A 16,006-nucleotide genomic window follows, 5' to 3' on the forward strand; every position below is an offset into this window, starting at 1 on the left:
CACTGAGCGGTCCGGCCTGCCCCGGGGCAAGGGACCGGCCGCGCCCACGAGGAAACTCCCCCACATGAGCACAGCAGAACCCACCCTCTTCCAGCGCCTGGCGCGCCTGAGCCTGGTCGCCCAGATCGCGATCGGGCTCGTCCTCGGCATCGCGCTGGCCCTCGTCTCGCCGGCCGGCGCACAGGCCGTCTCGATGCTCGGCGACATCTTCATCTCCGCGCTGAAGGCGGTGGCGCCGGTGCTGGTGCTGGTGCTGGTGATCGCGTCGATCGCCAACCACAGGCAGGGCCAGCCGACCTACCTCAAGCCGGTGCTGATGCTCTACCTGATCGGCACGCTGGGCGCGGCGGCGATCGCGGTGATCGCCAGCTTCGCCTTTCCGACCACGCTCGTCCTGAACACGCCGCCGATCGAGGGGGCGCCGCCGGGCGGCATCCTGGGCGTGTTGAAGAACCTGCTGCTGAGCGTGGTCACCAACCCGGTCAAGGCGCTGCAGGAGGCCAACTTCATCGGTGTGCTGGCGTGGGCGGTCGCGCTCGGCATCGCGCTGCGGCATGCGGCGCCGGGCACGCGCACCATGCTCAACGACGTGTCCGACGCGATATCGGCCATCGTGCGCCTGGTGATCCGCTTCGCGCCGCTGGGCATTTTCGGCCTGGTGGCGTCGACGCTGGCTGAATCCGGCTTCGGCGTGCTGCTCGACTACGGCCGCCTGCTGCTGGTGATCGTGGGCAGCATGCTGTTCGTCGCCCTCGTGTTCAATCCGCTGCTCGCCTACTGGAAGATGCGCCGCAACCCCTATCCGCTGGTGTTCACCTGCCTGCGCGAGAGCGGGGTCACGGCTTTCTTCACCCGCAGCTCGGCAGCCAACATCCCGGTGAACATGGAGCTGTGCAAGCGCCTGGGCCTGCACGAGGACACCTACTCGATCGCAATCCCGCTCGGCGCCACGATCAACATGGCCGGCGCGGCCGTCACCATCACGGTGATGACGCTGGCCGCCACGCACACGCTGGGCATCCACGTCGATCTCCCCACCGCGCTGCTGCTGTGCATCGTCGCCTCGCTGGCCGCCTGCGGCGTGTCGGGCGTGGCGGGCGGATCGCTGCTGCTGATCCCGATGGCCTGCGCGCTGTTCGGCATGGACACCGACGTGGCGATGCAGGTCGTGGGCATCGGCTTCATCATCAGCGTGGTGCAGGATTCGGTGGAGACCGCGCTCAATTCATCCACCGACATCGTATTCACCGCCGCCGTGTGCGCGGCCGAGAGCGGCGAGCCACTGAAGCTGTGAATGGCGCGCCCGGATGCGGCCAATGCAGGCCGACCGGCTCCACTGACACGCCTCGGCATCAAACGGCAAACATGATGGAGCCGCCTGTGCAACGGTGGAGGCAGGGCCGCTCGCTCCGTGCAGGCGGGTGACGCGCAGTGCCGCCTCCAGCGTGGCGCCGATGAAGCCGAGCAGGTCGAACAGCAGGCTGGCGCCAGCGGTATCCAGCGCGCCGACAGTCAGCATCGGCGCTGGCGGCACGGTGGTATCCGCTGCGCGGATGAAGGGCGTTTCATTCATGGACGGGGGGCGGCGCGTCAATGGTGGCTATCCGGGGCGCCATCGTCAGAACCGGCAGGCAAAGCGCAGACGGACGATGTTCTCCCCCGGATTGGGTTTCTTGATGCCGGCATTGGAGATGTGCTGGGCGCGCAGAGAGATTTCATAGGCATGTTTTCCTCCGAAGCGATAGCCCAGTCCGACTGCTTCGGTGAACTGGAACGCCGTGCTGAACTTGTCTGCTCCGGACCGATACAAGCGGTCGAAAATGCTGATGCCGAGGCCCAAGTCGACGAACCATGGCGCATCCGGCCCGCCGACGGGATGGCGCCACACGCCCATGCCGGTCAGTTGAGTGAAATGGTGACGTCCGCTCCGCACATGATCGGTCCGCCAATGGGCCAGCGATACGTCCCAATGCAAGGACAAGGGGCCGGCCGTGCGCGGAATCGAGGAAAGCAGCGCGCTGGGAATCAGCATGCCCAGCGCCGCCGTATGGGCCGGATCGTCGTCCCCCGTGGTTCCCGCATCCACGTAGAAGCGGTGACCGAGATCCGCCAAGGTCTGGGCTGCGGTGGCGGCCGGGAACAAGACGTTCATGGCAACACAAAGGATCAGGCCAGGAAACGCGCAGGTCTTGGAACGGAGCATGGAATCGAGTCTCTTCTGATGGGGGTTGCCGCAGCGTCCGGGTCAGGCCATTTTCACGGCCAGCGCCACGCCCTGGCCGCCGCCGATGCACAGCGTCGCCAGGCCCTTGCGGGCACCGCGGCGGCGCAGTTCGTGGATCAGGGTGACCAGGATGCGCGCACCGGAGGCGCCAATGGGGTGGCCCAGGGCGATGGCGCCGCCATTGACGTTGACCCGGGCCGGGTCCCAGCCCAACTCATGGGCCACCGCCAGGGACTGGGCGGCAAACGCTTCGTTGGCCTCGATCAGGTCCACCTCGTCCAGCGTCCACCCCGCTTTTGCCAGGGCTCGACGGGTGGCCGGCACCGGACCGATGCCCATCACCGCCGGATCCACGGCGGCGCAGGCATGGGCCTTGATCCAGCCCAGCACCGGCAGGCCCAGCTCCCGGGCCTTCTCGGCGCTCGCCAGCAACAGCAGCGCGGCTCCGTCGTTGAGCGTCGAGGCGTTGCCGGCGGTCACCGTGCCGTCCTGCTCGAAGGCCGGCTTGAGCCGGGCCAGGGTTTCCAGGGAGGTGCCGGGGCGCGGTTGCTCGTCGGTGTCGAACACCATCGGATTACCTCGCCTCTGCGGCAAGGTGATCGGTGTGATCTCACCCTTGAAGCGGCCCACCGCGATGGCCGCGGCGGCCTTGTCCTGCGACGCCACGGCAAAGGCGTCCTGCTGCTCGCGGGTGAACCCGTAGCGTTCGGCCAGATTCTCGGCAGTGATGCCCATGTGATAGTCGTTGAAAGCGTCCCACAGACCATCACGGATCAGGCTGTCCTCCAGCTGCACATGGCCCAGACGGAGACCGGTGCGCGCACCGGGCAGCACATACGGGGCCTGGCTCATGCTCTCCTGGCCGCCGGCAAGGATCAGCCCGGCATCGCCGCTGCGGATGGCCTGAGCGGCCAGTTGCACGGCCTTGAGACCGGAGCCGCAGACCTTGTTCAGAGTGAACGCCGGCACCGTGCACGGCAGTCCGGCCTGAAGCGCCGCCTGCCGGGCCGGATTCTGGCCGCCGCCGGCGGTAATGACCTGGCCGAGGATGACTTCGTCGACACACTCCGGTGCGACGCCGGTGCTCTTGAGCACGCTGCGGATCAGCGCTGCGCCGAGGGCGGGAGCGGGGAGCCCGGATAAACTGCCCTGGAAAGCCCCGATCGCGGTGCGGGTGGCGGTCAGGATGGCGATGTCGCGCATGGTCTGGTCTCGTGCTCGATGATGTAAGAAGCGGGCCGCAAGCAGCTTGCCTGCGCGGCCCGCCATGCCGCCGGCCACCGGCCGTCGGCGCATGATGCCGTTCAGTTGCCGCGGTTCGCGCCGCCTTTGGTCACTGCGGCCTTGTCCTTTCGCACTGGGAGGGTCCATGCCACGCCCCACTGCTTCAGCAGGTCCTGGAAGGGCTGCGGGAGGGCGCCCACCTCGCCGACGGCCTCGGTGACCGCTTTCTGCCAATTCTCCAGGGCCTGCTGCAGGCCGGCGGTAAAGGCGGCCTGGCGCTCGATGGCAGCCTGGTTCAAGGCCTGGACATCGCCGCTGCGCTGCTGGAACAGGCGCCAGAAGGCCTCGCCGGGCAAGGTGGTCAGTGCCTGCCAGTTGGCGGAATTCAGTAGCCCTTCGATCTCGGTGGTGGCCTCGGACACCCCTTCTTCGTTGGAGCGCTGGACGGCTTCCAGCCATTCGCGCCCGGCGTCCTGCAACAGGCGGGTGATGCGCAACTGCAGTTCGATATTGGCCTTGTACAGGTCCAGGGACGGTAGGTTGGTATTCATTTCGGTTTCCTCTCCGGTTTGCAGCGAAGCCCCTCGCGGGGCGGGGATCAGGCCATCTGTCCGATGGTCTTGCGAAAGCGTCGGAACGACAGGATGAACAGCACGGTGCCGATCACCGCCAGTGCCAGGAAGGGCTTCCAGACCGCATCCAGGCCCGCGCCGCGGAACAGGATGGACTGGCCGATTTCGACGAAATGCGTGGTCGGCGCGATCAGCATCAGGTTCTGCACGACCTCCGGCATGCTCTCGCGCGGGGTGGCGCCGCCGGAGAGCATGTTCATCGGCATCAGCGTCAGCATCAGCAGCAGGCCGAACTGCGGCATGGTGCGCGCCAGCGTCGCCATGTAGATGCCCAGCGAGGTCATGGCGAACAGGCACAGCACGACGCCGACGAGGAACAGGGGGATCGAGCCCTCGATCGGCACCTGCAGCAGGCCGCGGATGACGAAGTTCAGCGACAGCCCGGTCGCGAGCAGCACGACCAGGCTCATCGACCAGATCTTGGAGATCATGATCTCGCCGGGGGTGACGGGCATGACGAGAAGATGCTCGATGGTGCCGTGCTCGCGCTCGCGGATCAGCGCCGCGCCGGTCAGGATGATCGACAGCATCGCAACGGTGTTGATGATCTCGGCGATGCCGCCGAACCAGGATTTTTCCAGCGTGGGATTGAAGCGCGCGCGCAGGGCCAGTTCCACGGGCAGCGCCTGCGCGGCCCGGTGGCGCTGCACGAACTCCGAAATCTCGCCCATTGCCATCTGCTGGATGTAGCCGTTGCCGGTGAAGGCCTGGCTCATGCGCGTGGCGTCGATGTTGAGCTGGATCTCCGGGTTGCGCCCGGCCAGCACGTCGCGCTGGAAATCCGGCGGGATGTTCAGCGCGAAGGTGAAGTCGCCGCGGTCCATGCCCGCATCCATCTCGCCCACGGTGATCATCCTGGGGTGCTGGAACTCGGGCGGGTAGAAGGCCGAGGCGATGCGCGCCGACAGCGGCGACTGGTCCTCGTCGACGATGGCGATGGCCGCGTTGTGCAGGGTCTCGGGCAGGGCCGTGGCGGCGGTATAGACCGAAACCGTGAACACGTACAGGATCAGCAACAGCATCATCGGGTCGCGCCACAGGCTCCACAGCTCCTTGCGGCCGAGGCGAAGAATGTTCTTGAGCTTGCGCATGTCAGCGCTCCTGCTTCTTGAGCAGCGCGATCGCCGCGCCGAGGATCACGGGCACCGCCGCGAGCAGTGGCAGCATCGTGCCGTGCAGATCGGCGAATTCCAGCGCCTTGCTGAACACTCCGCGGCTGATGGTGAACATGTGGGTGGCCGGATAGATCTCGCCCATCACCCGGCCGGCGCCCTCCATCGAGGACACCGGGTTGATGAGCCCGGCCAGTTGCATCGCCGGCAGCATGGTGCCGATCATGGCGATGAACATCGCCGCGATCTGGCTGCGGGTGATGGTGGACGCCAGCAGCCCCATGCCGGTCGAGACCACGCAGAAGACCGCCATCGCCAAGGTCAGCGCCAGGTAGCTGCCGGTGACCGGCACGCCGAAAACGGTGACCGCCATCAGGCTCATGCAGAAGAAATTGACCATCGCCAGCAGCACATAGGGCAGTTGCTTGCCGAGCAGAAATTCCGTGCGCGTGACCGGCGTGACGTACAGGTTGATGATCGAGCCCAGTTCCTTCTCGCGCACCACCGCGAGCGCGGTGAGCATGGCCGGCAGCATCAGCAGCAGCAGCGGCATGACCGCCGGCACCATGGCCCTGAGGCTTTCGATGTCCGGGTTGTAGCGGTAGCGGCTTTCGATCGTGGCCGGGCCGCCGGCGCCGGTGCCGAACTGCTCGCCGGCCTTCTCCTGCAGCCAATGCTGGTGGATGCCCTGCACGTAGCCCTGCACGGTCTCGGCGCGCTGCGGCATCGAGCCGTCGATCCAGGCGCCGACCTCGACCTGGCGCCCACGCAGCAGATTGCGGCCGAAGCCGGACGGAATCTCGATGGCGAGCGCGATCTCGCCGCGGCGCATGCGCCGGTCGAGGTCTTCGTAGTCGGCCAGCGGCGGCTGCTCGATGAAATAGCGCGAACCGGCGAGGCTCAGCGAATAGTTCTGGCTGAGGGTCGTCTGGTCGCGGTCGAGCACCGCGTAGCGCAGGTCCTCGACGTCCATCGTGATGCCGAAGCCCATCACCAGCATCAGCAGCAGCGAACCCGCCAGGGCCAGGGTCGCGCGCACCGGGTCGCGCTGCAGCTCCAGCGTCTCGCGCCAGCAGTAGCTGAACAGTCGCTGCAGGCTGAAGGCACGGTGCCCGGCCGGGTGGGCTTGCTGCGGGATGTCCGCGGTGCCATGCGCCACGGGCGCGGCCTGCGCGAGGTCCTGCTCCGCGGCCGCTTCGGCCTGGGCCTCGCCGCCGGCCTCGACCAGGTAGCCGATGAAGGCTTCTTCCAGGCTCCGCGCGCCGCGCTTTTCGACCAGGCGCGCCGGCGCATCGCTGTCGAGCACCTTGCCCGCGTGCATCATCGACATGCGGTCGCAGCGCTCGGCCTCGTTCATGAAATGCGTGGAGATGAAGATCGTGACCTTGTCGCGGCGCGACAGCTCCACCAGCAGGTGCCAGAAGTTGTCGCGCGCCACCGGGTCCACGCCCGAGGTCGGTTCGTCGAGGATCAACAGCTCGGGCTTGTGCACCATGGCCACGGCCAGCGACAGGCGCTGGCGCATGCCCAGCGGAATGGCGTCGGGCAGCCGCTCGAGGACCTGGCGCAGGCCGAAGCGCTCGACCATCTCGTCCACGCGGCCGGCGACGGCTTCGTCCGGCACGTGGAAGAGCTGCGCATGCAGCTCCAGGTTCTGCCGCACGGTCAGTTCGCCGTACAGCGAGAAGGCCTGCGACATGTAGCCCACCCGCCGGCGAGTGTCGATGTCCTTGGGGTTGACCTCGTGGCCGAACAGCCAGGCCTGCCCCTCGCTGGCGGGCAGCAAGCCGGTGAGCATCTTCATCGTGGTCGACTTGCCGCAGCCGTTGGAGCCGAGGAAGCCGAAGATCTCGCCGCGGCGGATGCGGAAGCTGACATGGTCGACGGCGGTGAAATCGCCGAAGCGCATGGTCAGGCCGCGCGCCTCGATCGCGATGTCGTCCGCGTGGGTTTCCAGCGGCGGAATCACCACCGGCGTGTGGCCGCGGGTCTTGTCCTCGGGCAGCAGGCGGATGAAGGCCTCTTCCAGGCTGGCGCTGCGGGTACGGGCCAGGATGTCGGGGGGCGTGCCGGTGGCCAGCACGCGGCCGTCGTCCATCGCCACCAGCCAGTCGAAGCGCTGGGCCTCGTCCATGTAGGCGGTGGCGACGATCACGCTCATGCCGGAGCGCTCGCCGCGGATGCGGTCGATCAGGTCCCAGAACTGCGCGCGGGCGAGCGGATCGACACCGGTGGTGGGCTCGTCGAGGAGCAGGAAGTCCGGGTCGTGGATCAGCGCGCAGCACAGGCCGAGCTTCTGCTTCATGCCGCCCGACAGCTTGCCGGCGGGGCGGTCGAGGAAGGCATGCAGGCCGGTGCTGCGCGTGAGGTCGTCGATGCGCCGGCGCCGCTCGGCCGCGCCGTGGCCGAACAGGCGGGCGAAGAACTGCAGGTTTTCCTCGACCGACAGCGTCGGGTACAGGTTCTTGCCCAGGCCCTGGGGCATGTAGGCGATGCGCGGGCACACGGCGTCGCGATGGCGCTTGTCGGCCATGTCGCCGCCCAGCACCTCGATGCGCCCGTCCTGGATCGCGCGCGCGCCGGCGAGCAAGGACATCAGGCTGGACTTGCCGACGCCATCCGGGCCGATCAGGCCGACCATGCAGCCGGCCGGCACCTCGAGATCCAGCGCATCCAGCGCCCGCATGTTGCCGTAGTGCAGCGTGAGCTGGCGGACGCGCGCGGCGGCGGGCCCGGGCGCCTGTGCCGACGCCATGCGTTACTCCGCCAGCCGGGTGGCCAGCGCGGCCGGCCAGGCCGCGTCGGCGTCGAGCCTGACCCAGGCCACGCCCGGCAGGCCGGTCTTGACCTGCTCCAGGTGCTGGCGCAGCAGTTCCGGCGCGATCTGGGCCTTGACGCGGAACATCAGCTTCTGCCGCTCGGAGGCGGTTTCCACGGTCTTGGGGGTGAACTGGGCCTGGCTGGCGACGAAGGACACCGTGGCCGGGATCGGCGTGCCGGGCGCCGCGTCGAGCACGATGCGCACTTCGGTGCCCAGGGCGACGCGGCCGGCGATTTCGTTGGGCAGGAAGAAGGTCATGTACACGTCGGACAGGTCGATGACGTTGAGCACGCGTCCCCCGGCGGCCAGCACCTCGCCGGGCTGGGCGACGCGGAACTGCACGCGGCCGTCGCGCGGGCTCTTGAGCTCGCCGTCGCGGATGTCGGCGTCGATGCGCGCGACCGTGGCCGCGGCGGCCTCGACCGCCGACCGGGCGCCGACGAGTTGGGCGCCGGCGGCATGGATCGCGGCCTGCGCCGCCTTGGCCTGCGCGGTGGCGGCCGCTACCGCGGACTGCGCGCCGCGCACGGTGGCGCGGTCGTCGTCGAGTTCCTGGATCGAGGCAGCGCCTTCCTGCGACAGGGTTTCCGAGCGCGCCAGCCGCCGCCGCGCCGCATCGAGGTCGGATTCGCGCTGGGCGACCACGGCCTGGGCGGCGGCGGCGTCGCTCTCGCGCAGGGCCACCTGCGCCTGCGCGGCGGCCACGTTGTGTTCGGCCTGGCGCAAGGCGGCGACCGCTTCATCGCGCTGGGCATTCAGGGTATCCAGCTGCATCGTCGCCAGCGGCTGGCCGGCGGTGACGAAATCGCCCTCCTTCGCCAGGATGCCGCCGATACGTCCGGCCAGCTTGGTGGAGATGTCGATCTCGGTGGCCTCGATGCGCCCGTTGCCGCTGACGAAACCCTCGCCCGGACCGGTGTCCGGGCGTTGCGTCCAGCCGACGGCCGCGACGACACCGATGGCGACAGCGGCGATCGCGATGCCGTTCTTCTTGACGAAGGAAGTCGGAGAAGCTTTGCTCATGGAAGGACTCTCAAGGGATGAGGCGGGCATCGGCCGTGGCGGGGCCGGGTTCCGGGCGGATGGCGGCAACGGGCTCGGCCGGCTCCGCACCGCCGCCCAGCGCGCTGTACAGGGCAACCTGGCTGGACAGCAGCGCGCGGCGCGTGCCGACCAGTTGCTGCTCGGCATCGAGCAGGTCGCGCTGCGCATCCAGCACTTCCAGGTAGGCCGACGAGCCGTTGTCGTAGCGAAGCTGGGCCAGCCGGGCGCGCTCGGCCTGGGCATCGCGCGCGACGCGTGCGACCTCCACTTGCGCAGACACCCAGCGGTGGGCGGCCAACGCATCGGCCACCTCGCGGAAAGCCGCCTGGATTGTCTGCTCATATTCGGCCACGGCGATGTCGCGGCGGACCTCAGAAAGTGCCAGGTTGGCCCGGCGCCGGCCGCCGTCGAAAATCGGCAATGAGATCGTCGGCACGAAGGACCAGGCGCGGCTACCGGATTCGAACAGGCCGTCGAGTTCGGCGCTGGCGGTGCCGTAGGAGGCGGTGAGCGCGATGCGCGGCAGGAAAGCCGCGCGGGCGGCGCCGATGTTGGCGTTGCTTGCGCGCAGGCGATGCTCGGCGGCGATGATGTCCGGACGCTGGGTCAACAGCCCGGAGGGCAGCCCGGGCGACAGTTGGACCAGGACGGTGGTTTCATCGAAAGGCGCTTTCTGCGCCAGCGGCCCCGGGTCGCCGCCGACCAGCACGCGCAGGGCGTTGATCTGCTGCTCGCGCTGCTGGGCCAGTTGGGCGTGCAGCATCTGTGCCTGCGTGAGCAGGGTCTGCACCTGCGTGACCTCCAGCCTGGAGGTGGAGCCGACCTCGTAGCGGCGCTGGAAGATGCGGTAGGACGCCTCGCGGGCGGCCACGCTCTTGCGCGCGATCTCCACCCGCTCGTCGAGTTCGCGCAGCCCGAGGTAGCCGTCCGCGACTTGGCCGATCAACGCGACGTGGACCGCCTGGCGCGCGGCATCGGTCGCCAGCCAGCCTTCCAGTGCCGAAGCCTCCAGGCTGCGCACCCGGCCCCACAGGTCCAGCTCCCAGCTGCTGAGCCCGAACTCGGCGCGGTATTCGCCGCCGACCAGCGCGTCGCCGGTGGTGTTGAGGTCTCCCGGCACGCGCGAGCGTGCGCCCTGCGCGCCCACCGCGATGCCCGGGAAACGATCGCTGCGCTGGATGCGGAAGGCCGCGCGGGCTTCGTCGACCCGCAGTGCGGCCGTGCGCAGGTCGCGGTTGTTCGCCAGCGCCGTCTCGATCAGTTGCTGCAGCAGCGGATCGGTGAAATAGCTGCGCCAGGCCAGGTCGAGGCGGCCCGCCTCCAGTGCCCCCTCGGCCCTGTCTCCGGCCGGATAGGACGCCGGCACGGGCAAAGGCGGCGTTTCGTGGGGCGGCGCCAGGGTGGCGCAGCCGGCGAGCACCAGCACGGCGAGGCCGGCTGCCGCGGCGCGCGATGCCGCGCCGCCACGGCCGCACCGCAGGCAGGCACCCGCCTTCCATTGCATCCGGCGCATGTCATTTCCCCCGCACGTATTCGCCCGGCGCGTCGCCGAGCACCCGGCGCCCCCGGCCGGGGAGGCCCATGCGCGGCGGCTCGCCCGGCTCACCCGAGCGCTGGCGCAGCCAGTCGGCCCACGCCGGCCACCAGGAGCCCTGCTGCACCGGCACCGCGGCCTGCCATTCGTCCGGCGCGATGTAGCCGCCGCCCGCCGGGCGGGTGTGCAGTTGATACTGGCGCCGCGGTCGCCCGGGCTCGCTGACGATGCCCGCGTTGTGGCCACCGGTGGTCAGCACGAAGGTGATCTCGGTCGGCGACAAATAGTGCAGCTTGTAGACCGAACGCCAGGGCGCCACGTGATCGGCGACGGTGCCGACGCTGAACACCGGCAGCCTGATGTCGCCCAGGGAGACCGACCGCCCGCCCACCGGATGGCGGCCTTCGCTCAGATCGTCGTCGAGGAACAGCCGGCGCAGGTACTGGGCATGCATCTTCGCCGGCATGCGGGTGGCGTCGGCGTTCCAGGCCATCAGGTCGTTCATCGGCCGGCGCTCGCCGAGCAGGTATTCGCCGACCAGGCGCGACCACAGCAGGTCGTAGGAACGCAGCATCATGAAGGCGCCGCCCATCTGCTCGGCGAACAGGTAGCCGGTGTCGGCCATTTGCGCCTCCAGCAGGGCGATCTGGCTCTCGTCGATGAACAGGGCGAGTTCGCCGGGTTCGGTGAAATCGGTCTGCGCGGTGAACAAGCTCAGCGAGGCCAGGCGGTCGTCGCCGTCGCGGGCCATGGCCGCCGCGGCGATGGCGAGCAGCGTCCCGCCCAGGCAGTAGCCGGTGGCGTGGACCTTGCGCCCCGGCACGATCGCGGCCACCGCATCGAGCGCGGCGTGGAAACCGAGGTTCAGGTAATCGTCCATGCCCAGGTCGCGGTCGTCCGCGTCCGGGTTCTTCCACGAGATGCAAAACACCGTGTATCCCTGCTCCACCAGATAGCGGACCAGCGAGTTGTGCGGCGACAGGTCGAGGATGTAGTACTTCATGATCCAGGCCGGCACGATCAGGATCGGCTCGGGGTGCACCTTGCCGGTCGCCGGCGCGTACTGGATCAGCTCGATCAACCGGTTCTTCAGCACCACCTTGCCCGGCGTGACGGCCACGTCGCGCCCCACGACGAACTCCCCGGGACCGGTTTGCCGCTGGTGGGGGCTGAGATCGTCCCGCAGGTAATCGAAGCCCCGCAGCAGGTTGGCACCGCGCTCTTCCGCGGTGCGCCGCAGCACGACGGGGTTGGCAAGAGGCAGGTTGCCTGGCGAGAACATGTCCAGCCACTGCCGCGCGGCAAAGGCCACGGCATGCTCATGGTGCGGATCGACGCCCCATACGCCGCGGGTGGCTTCGTCCCACCAGCGCTCGTGCATCAGGAAGGACTGGTGCAGCACGTTGAACGGCCAACGCTGCCACGCGGGGTCCCGAAAGCGCCGGTCCTCCAATGGCGGCGCGACGCCCGCGTCCGCATCTTCGTGGAGGCCGGCCAGGCATTCGTGCAGATAGGCCTGCATCTGCCCGGCCTGCTCGATCGCCAGCCGCGCCAGCTCCAGGCACTTGCCGGGGCTGGCCGCCAGGTGGGTGGCCCAGTCCATCCAGGCAAGCAGCACGGAGTGCGGCGAAATCGACAGGCATGCGCGTGACAACGCGGCATGGACGCTATCGTCCAGGGCCTTCCACGGCAGCATCGCATCGGCTTTTGCGTCAGGCATTTTTCCTGGCTCCTTCGTTGCCCTGCAATTTCACGGATGAAACGGTATTTAGAACAATCATTCTATAGTTTGATTGGATATTATCAGAAACAACCGATCGGATGGTTGTTTTTTTAACTGCGGCGAGAGGCCATGCCGGATCCGCGTCGGTCCGGGCGGTGCACGCACCCGCCGCGTAGCGAGCGGCTACAATGGCCCCCTACCGATGCGCTTTTGCGCAGCCCCAGCAAGAGGAGCCGCCTTGACCACCGGCACGCGCCAGAAAATCCAGAAAACCGAAACCCAGCGGCGGCGCTATCTGCCGTCGACCGAGCGCAAGCGGGAAATCCTCGATGCCGCGCTCATCGAGTTCTCCAGCCACGGCTATACCGCCGCCACGATCGAACGCATCGCCGCGCGCGCGGGCCTGTCCAAAGCCGGCATCTATGCCCACTACAAGAGCAAGGACGAGGTGTTCGAAGATCTGCTGGAGACGGCACTGACACCGTCCGTACAAGCCGACGGCGTGCTGCCGCCGGACGTGGGCGCGCCACTGCCGGTGGTCGTGACGGCTTACGTGGACCGGATGTATGACCAGCTCGACGAACCGATCGTCATGGCAACGTTCCAGTTGCTCATCACCGAAAGCCGACGCACGCCGGAGCTGATCCGGCGCTGGTACGACAAGATGCTGGAGCCGCGCCGGCTCAAGGACCAGGCCGACGTGGACGAATACGTCAGGAGCGGCATCATGCGGCGCAGCGCCTTGACCGACCACTTCATCCTGGCGGCCGCGCCGCTCGTGATGTGGATCGTGATGCGCATGCTGCACCAGGACAATGATCTGCCGATGTCCCTGGAGCAGGCCCGCGAGGCACACAAGCAATTGCTGCTGGACGTGCTCCAGCCAAGGTAACGAGTCCGCCCTGAACAATTCAATTCTCAGCCGCGGGCCGGTCGGTGATTGCATGGAGCGGCGAGCAGTGCCGCGATGACCGCCTGCAACGACAGCCCGAATCGGGCGCAATAAAGCCGCAGCGCGGCCAGGATCAGGCGCAGATTGTGCCCGGCGCCGCACATCACCGCGTGCAGCGCATCGCCCAGCGCGCCCTTGAGCGGATTGCGGCCCAACCTGCCGTCCATCTTCATGTGCCCGATGGCCGGTTCGATGGCGCTGCGCCGCTTGATCATGGCTTTCAGCGTCTTGGTGACGCCGCGTCTTTGTCCCGAGCGCAGGATGCGTACGCCTTCGATCTCCACGCCACGGTAGCCCTTGTCGACGATGGCCGTGGCCGGTGGCCTGTCCGTGCCGGTGAGGATGCCCACCTGTTCCAGTGTCTCGACCAGCGTGTGGCCGTCGTAGGGGTTGCCCGGCATGGAGCGCATGCCCACCACCAGGCCTTCCTTCAACGTGGTGGCGATGCTGACCTTCACGCCGAACTCGTAGGGTGTCCTGGCTTTGCCTTTGCTGATGCACTCCACTTCGGGCGCGTGCAGGGCGTACAGCTTGTTCTTGTCCTTCGTGCGCTGAGTGAGGATGCGACCGGTGCGTTGCAGCAGGTCCTGGACCTTAGCCTGGGCCGCTTCGGGCAGTACGTGCAGTTGGCGCTGCACCTCGCGATGCACCCGCCCGACGCGGGTACGCAGCGTGCGCACCGCCTTGCGCATGCGCTTGAACTGTTTGGCATGCGCGTAGCGCCCGATCTGTGCAGCCAGCCGCGGGGCCACCCGGTTGTAGTTCTGGCGCAGCCGCAGTCCGTTGTCCTCAGCCGCCTTGACCAGGTGCTGGCGGCTCTTGTCCAGCAACCGGCTGTCGGTCGGATGGGCGATGGCCTTGGGCATGACGGTGGTGTCCACGATCACCTGCTGCGTGCTGGCCTTGTGGATCACGCCGCCACGCCGGGCGGCATCGATGCTGGCCGCCAGCAGTGTCTCCACGCCTTCTTCTCCGACGCGCTTTCTCCAGCGCGTCAGGCTGGACGGGTCGATGGGCAGTTCGGTCTGCAGGTAAGTCTCGCCGCAGAAGAACTGCCAGTACGGGTTCTCCACCCAGGTATTGACCACGGCCTCGTCGGAGGCATCGAAGGTGTGTTGCAGGTACAGCAGGCCAGCCACCAGGCGCGGCGGCAAGGCTGGCCGGCCACGGCCGGAAGTGAACGACATCGCGAACGTGCGCTCGATCTCCGCCCAGTCGATCAATGCGGCCAGCCTGACCAGTGGGTGCTGCATGTTGATCTGCTCGTCCAGCCTGGGACGGAACAGTTCGGCCGTTTGCGGCTGCGAAGGCTTCGGGCCCATCGGACTCCTCGGAGCAATTTGCAAGAAAACAGGGACTGGCAAAACCATACCTTGCAAATCCTGCGCCCATCAATCCGAAGAATCGCGAATCAGATCAACAGATTGGAAGTTGTTCAGGGCGGACTAACGAGCCCCCTGCGGCACGACAGAAAACAAGAAATCGGAGTAGGGGCGGCCGACTTGTATGACCGTCCGCCTCCCACACCACCAGGCATATAGGTCCTCATCCATTCGGATATTTCGGACAGGTTGCGTCCGCCCGAGCCGCGCCAGAAGGCATAGCCCAGAAACTTGCGATGCGAGGCCAGCGCGAAGATCGTCTCGCCTTCGTTGATCTTCAGATAAAGCGCTTGGGCGCGTGACCCAGCAGCGCTTTGGCAACGGCGTCGTCACCAGCCAGAGCTTCTACGGCCCCAGCGGCCGCCCCCAGAGCATTCTTGCCGGCACGGGCAATAGCGTGCAGAACCTGCACTACCAGTACGACAGCCTGGGCAATCTGACCAGCCGTACCGACGTCCATCAGGGCGTGCTCGAGGCCTTCACCTACGATGCGCTCAACCGGCTGACCAGCAACACTGTGAACGCCACCTTGCTCGGCCCTGCCCAGAGCACCCACTACGCCTACGACGACCTGGGCAACCTCACCTGCAAGAGCGACCTGGGCACGTGCTCCAGCGCCAGCCCCAACATGACCTACGGAGCCACGGTCACCGCAGGGGGCACAACCCGCAGCCTGCCCCATGCCCTGGCCCGTGTCACCGGCACCGTGCGCGGCGCGGCCAATCCGAGCTACAGCTACGACGCCAACGGCAACATGGTCTCCGGCGGCGGGCTCACCTATCTCTACACCAGCTTCAACATGCCCCAGGCCATTGCCGCGGCCACCTACAGCGCCGGCTTCCAGTACGGGCCCGAGCACCAGCGCGTCATGCAGGTCACCACCACCTCGACCGTGGTCTATCTGCACCCGGACCAGAGCAATGGCCTGCACTACGAGAAGGAACTGCGCGGATCCACGGTCACCCACAAGCACTACATTGCCGGCGTGGCCGTGGTCACGCTCACCGGTTCGAACTGGGCGACCCAGTACCTGCACCGCGACCACCTGGGCTCGGTCACCGCAATCACCAACCAGGCCGGCGCAGTGATCGAACGTCTGGCCTACGACCCCTGGGGCAAGCGCCGCTTCCCCAACGGCGCGGCAGATCCGGGCGGCACCCTCCGCGGCAATCCGGCCATCGCGTCCGTGACCGATCGCGGCTTCACCAACCACGAACACCTGGACGGGCTGGGGCTTGTCCACATGAACGGGCGCATCTTCGATCCGGTGCTGGCGCGCTTTACTGACCTGCCCCCACTGGCCGTACCAGTGATTACTGACAAAGCCCGGGGTTGAAGGGTACTGCGTTGTTGGCCTG

The 16,006-nt window shown here is 67.7% G+C and carries 13 protein-coding genes; 3 read left to right on the top strand and 10 right to left on the bottom strand.

Features of this window, described 5'->3' with window-relative positions; genetic code table 11:
- The first annotated feature begins 64 nt into the window (after nt 1–64).
- Nucleotides 65–1,294 (top strand): serine/threonine transporter SstT, encoded by a 1,230-nt coding sequence (gene sstT, locus C666_RS06725; protein ID WP_004335836.1) that lies wholly within the window; start codon nt 65–67, stop codon nt 1,292–1,294.
- Here sstT and C666_RS20385 read toward each other — a convergent pair.
- The 9 genes from C666_RS20385 to C666_RS06765 form a co-directional block, all read right to left on the bottom strand.
- Nucleotides 1,226–1,573: a hypothetical protein gene (locus C666_RS20385; protein ID WP_154666130.1), complete on the bottom strand. Its 348-nt coding sequence runs from the start codon at nt 1,571–1,573 to the stop codon at nt 1,226–1,228. The genes sstT and C666_RS20385 overlap by 69 nt on opposite strands.
- A 45-nt stretch (nt 1,574–1,618) precedes the next feature.
- Entirely contained in the window at nt 1,619–2,203 is a 585-nt protein-coding gene (locus C666_RS06730; RefSeq protein ID WP_004335838.1) for an acyloxyacyl hydrolase, read from the bottom strand.
- A 42-nt stretch (nt 2,204–2,245) separates the two neighbouring features.
- Nucleotides 2,246–3,427: an acetyl-CoA C-acetyltransferase gene (locus tag C666_RS06735; protein WP_004335840.1), complete on the bottom strand. Its 1,182-nt coding sequence runs from the start codon at nt 3,425–3,427 to the stop codon at nt 2,246–2,248.
- A 101-nt stretch (nt 3,428–3,528) separates the two neighbouring features.
- A complete protein-coding gene (locus C666_RS06740) occupies nt 3,529–3,999 on the bottom strand; it encodes a hypothetical protein (RefSeq protein ID WP_004335843.1) in 471 nt (156 codons plus the stop codon).
- Nucleotides 4,000–4,046: 47 nt separating this feature from the next.
- Nucleotides 4,047–5,171, bottom strand: a complete 1,125-nt coding sequence (locus C666_RS06745; protein WP_004335845.1) for an ABC transporter permease — start codon at nt 5,169–5,171, stop codon at nt 4,047–4,049.
- 1 nt (nt 5,172) lies between these two features.
- Nucleotides 5,173–7,947, bottom strand: a complete 2,775-nt coding sequence (rbbA, locus tag C666_RS06750; RefSeq protein ID WP_004335847.1) for a ribosome-associated ATPase/putative transporter RbbA — start codon at nt 7,945–7,947, stop codon at nt 5,173–5,175.
- Nucleotides 7,948–7,950: 3 nt separating this feature from the next.
- On the bottom strand, nt 7,951–9,036 hold the full coding sequence (locus C666_RS06755; protein WP_004335849.1) for an HlyD family secretion protein: 1,086 nt from the start codon (nt 9,034–9,036) through the stop codon (nt 7,951–7,953).
- A 10-nt stretch (nt 9,037–9,046) separates the two neighbouring features.
- Complete coding sequence (locus C666_RS06760) at nt 9,047–10,570, bottom strand: efflux transporter outer membrane subunit (RefSeq protein ID WP_245603891.1); 1,524 nt, start codon at nt 10,568–10,570, stop codon at nt 9,047–9,049.
- 1 nt (nt 10,571) lies between these two features.
- Nucleotides 10,572–12,311 carry a PHA/PHB synthase family protein gene (locus C666_RS06765; protein WP_004335853.1) on the bottom strand — a complete coding sequence of 580 codons (1,740 nt, stop codon included), beginning with the start codon at nt 12,309–12,311 and terminating at the stop codon, nt 10,572–10,574.
- 241 nt (nt 12,312–12,552) lie between these two features.
- On the opposite strand from C666_RS06765, the gene C666_RS06770 reads away from it, so the two are divergent.
- Nucleotides 12,553–13,206 carry a TetR/AcrR family transcriptional regulator gene (locus C666_RS06770; protein WP_004335856.1) on the top strand — a complete coding sequence of 218 codons (654 nt, stop codon included), beginning with the start codon at nt 12,553–12,555 and terminating at the stop codon, nt 13,204–13,206.
- A 26-nt stretch (nt 13,207–13,232) separates the two neighbouring features.
- On the opposite strand, the gene C666_RS06775 is transcribed toward C666_RS06770, so the two are convergent.
- Nucleotides 13,233–14,588, bottom strand: a complete 1,356-nt coding sequence (locus C666_RS06775) for an IS5 family transposase (RefSeq protein ID WP_004335858.1) — start codon at nt 14,586–14,588, stop codon at nt 13,233–13,235.
- Nucleotides 14,589–14,946: 358 nt separating this feature from the next.
- Between C666_RS06775 and C666_RS06780 the strand changes: the two genes are divergently transcribed.
- Nucleotides 14,947–15,984, top strand: a complete 1,038-nt coding sequence (locus C666_RS06780; RefSeq protein ID WP_004335859.1) for an RHS repeat domain-containing protein — start codon at nt 14,947–14,949, stop codon at nt 15,982–15,984.
- Nucleotides 15,985–16,006 lie beyond the last annotated feature (22 nt).

The organism is Thauera linaloolentis 47Lol = DSM 12138 (genome assembly GCF_000310205.1).
GTDB classification, from domain to species: Bacteria; Pseudomonadota; Gammaproteobacteria; order Burkholderiales; family Rhodocyclaceae; genus Thauera; species Thauera linaloolentis.

What these genes read in the sequence shown, in the direction of transcription:
- sstT (WP_004335836.1), top strand. Translation starts at nt 65, where the DNA reads ATGAGCACAGCAGAACCCACCCTCTTCCAGCGCCTGGCGCGCCTGAGC.
- C666_RS20385 (WP_154666130.1), bottom strand. Translation starts at nt 1,573, where the DNA reads ATGAATGAAACGCCCTTCATCCGCGCAGCGGATACCACCGTGCCGCCA.
- C666_RS06730 (WP_004335838.1), bottom strand. Translation starts at nt 2,203, where the DNA reads ATGCTCCGTTCCAAGACCTGCGCGTTTCCTGGCCTGATCCTTTGTGTT.
- C666_RS06735 (WP_004335840.1), bottom strand. Translation starts at nt 3,427, where the DNA reads ATGCGCGACATCGCCATCCTGACCGCCACCCGCACCGCGATCGGGGCT.
- C666_RS06740 (WP_004335843.1), bottom strand. Translation starts at nt 3,999, where the DNA reads ATGAATACCAACCTACCGTCCCTGGACCTGTACAAGGCCAATATCGAA.
- C666_RS06745 (WP_004335845.1), bottom strand. Translation starts at nt 5,171, where the DNA reads ATGCGCAAGCTCAAGAACATTCTTCGCCTCGGCCGCAAGGAGCTGTGG.
- rbbA (WP_004335847.1), bottom strand. Translation starts at nt 7,947, where the DNA reads ATGGCGTCGGCACAGGCGCCCGGGCCCGCCGCCGCGCGCGTCCGCCAG.
- C666_RS06755 (WP_004335849.1), bottom strand. Translation starts at nt 9,036, where the DNA reads ATGAGCAAAGCTTCTCCGACTTCCTTCGTCAAGAAGAACGGCATCGCG.
- C666_RS06760 (WP_245603891.1), bottom strand. Translation starts at nt 10,570, where the DNA reads ATGCGCCGGATGCAATGGAAGGCGGGTGCCTGCCTGCGGTGCGGCCGT.
- C666_RS06765 (WP_004335853.1), bottom strand. Translation starts at nt 12,311, where the DNA reads ATGCCTGACGCAAAAGCCGATGCGATGCTGCCGTGGAAGGCCCTGGAC.
- C666_RS06775 (WP_004335858.1), bottom strand. Translation starts at nt 14,588, where the DNA reads ATGGGCCCGAAGCCTTCGCAGCCGCAAACGGCCGAACTGTTCCGTCCC.